Genomic DNA, 1,683 nt, shown 5'->3' with positions numbered 1-1,683 from the left:
GATGCTCGGTATTGATTTATCTGTTGGTTAACAGCTTTTTCTAAGTCAGGAAGCGAACTAGAAGCAAGGTTAGTATTCATCAAATTTGGTTCGGGCGATCGCACCGGAGTTAGATTAGCACAATTAGGCAAGATTGCTAGCAATCCCAGGGACATCAAAAGCAAAGATTTGTACATGACTTCTAAGTTTTATTCCGCAGGTTAGGTTGAGCCACAGCCAAACCCAACATCTATACTACCTATATAGAAAGTGTGGGGTTTCGTTTCAAAAGCCCAACCTGCAGTATCAACTAAGGAATGAAAATTTAATAACTTAAGCAATTGCTCGTTACCAGGCTCTGCCTGGTAATGCAGATCCGGAGGCTCTGCCTCCTTCTTTCTTGCAACTTACAAGAGAGAAGACTGTAGGAGATGTTTAAGTTATTAAGTTTTCGATCCTAAGTTTGATTCCGCAGGTTGGTTTGAGCGATAGCAAAACCCAACATCCAATTAATGAGTGTTGGGCTTTGTTCTATATCTTACTCATTCGTACAAGCCGATCGCCCGAAATTCCGCTAAACCATATTCAGAACCTTCGCCACAGTGTTCACATCTTTGTCGCCGCGCCCCGAACAGTTAAGCACAATGCGCGGACTCCCCGTTAGCTGCGGGCACAAAGTCTCCAAATAGGCGATCGCATGAGCAGTTTCCAAAGCCGGAATAATCCCCTCCAACTGCGAAAGACGCTGAAAAGCCGCCAGCGCATCCGCATCAGTGACGCTGTAATATTCAGCCCGGCCAGCATCCTTCAAATAACTGTGTTCCGGCCCCACGCCCGGATAATCCAAACCCGCACTAATCGAATGCGGCTCAATCACTTGACCTTCATTATCTTGCAGCAAATAACTCATCGCCCCGTGCAGAACTCCCACACTTCCCTTAGTCAAAGTAGCCGCGTGTTTGTCAGTATCCACACCTTCGCCCGCCGCTTCAACACCGATCAATCTAACAGTTTCTTCCCCGACAAACTCGTGAAAAAGACCCATTGCATTAGAACCGCCGCCCACGCAAGCTAATAAAATATCCGGCAAACCAGCCCACTTTTCCTGACACTGAGCGCGCGTTTCTTCACCGATGATCGCATGGAAATCGCGCACCATCATCGGGTAAGGATGCGGCCCCGCTACGGAACCGAGAATGTAATGGGTTGTCTCCACGTTTGTCACCCAATCGCGAATCGCTTCGGAAGTCGCGTCTTTCAGCGTTCCCGTACCTGCCGCCACCGGCCGCACTTCCGCTCCCATCAGCCGCATTCTAAACACATTTAAAGCCTGTCTTTCCATGTCCTGAACGCCCATGTAGACAACGCATTCCAAACCGAAACGAGCGCAAACTGTAGCAGTAGCAACACCGTGTTGGCCGGCACCAGTTTCAGCAATTACCCGTTTTTTACCCATGCGTTTTGCGAGCAATGCTTGAGCTAAAGCGTTGTTAATTTTGTGAGCTCCGGTATGGTTTAAATCTTCGCGTTTGAGGTAAATTTGCGGGCCGCTACCGTCTGGTTTAGCATAATGCTCTGTGAGGCGTTCGGCAAAATACAAAGGGCTGGGGCGGCCGACATAATCTTTGAGCAATTGTTGAAGTTGCTGTTGAAATTCCGCTTCGCTGCGGTATTTGTGAAAAGCCGCTTCGAGCTCAAACAAAG

At 48.4% G+C, this 1,683-nt stretch carries 1 protein-coding gene; it reads right to left on the bottom strand.

Going from position 1 to position 1,683, the window contains the following annotated elements; genetic code table 11:
* Positions 1-553: 553 nt before the first annotated feature.
* A partial coding sequence (gene trpB, locus WBA89_RS28885; protein ID WP_424411055.1) for a tryptophan synthase subunit beta occupies positions 554-1,683 on the bottom strand: 1,130 nt, incomplete at its 5' end.

Source organism: Microcoleus sp., from assembly GCF_049646505.1.
GTDB lineage: Bacteria > Cyanobacteriota > Cyanobacteriia > Cyanobacteriales > Microcoleaceae > Microcoleus.
The sequence above is the reverse complement of the archived record's forward strand: the minus strand, read 5'-3'. Positions and strand labels throughout refer to the sequence as shown.